General features: G+C 37.8%; 1 protein-coding gene. It reads right to left on the minus strand.

Annotated elements, in window-relative coordinates; translation table 11 throughout:
* Positions 1-283 (minus strand): hypothetical protein (locus tag MD536_RS21590; RefSeq protein WP_239603850.1); only part of this gene is annotated, 283 nt, incomplete at both ends.

Here is a 283-nt window from a genome sequence, read left to right on the forward strand (position 1 = left end):
GCAACCGATTGACCATTAATAGTGATTTTACCGGATTTTAAAGACAATGATTTAGTAATTTGAACTTCCTCCGGAAATCGGATCCGAATCAGGCCGCCTTGATCCATGACACTGCCTGTTTGTTGATAAATCAACTGGTATAAAGCATTTTGATTGATCCTATAATTAGATAGTTTTACCATGAGAGGCGTTTCTATTATTTCATACTCATAACTGTCTGCCCATTCATTGTCTGTAGTAGTAGCTATTTTAAGTGTGTAGGCGCCGGATTTGGGTGGATTAA

Source organism: Flavihumibacter cheonanensis (assembly GCF_022352215.1).
In the GTDB taxonomy this organism is placed as follows: domain Bacteria; phylum Bacteroidota; class Bacteroidia; order Chitinophagales; family Chitinophagaceae; genus Flavihumibacter; species Flavihumibacter cheonanensis.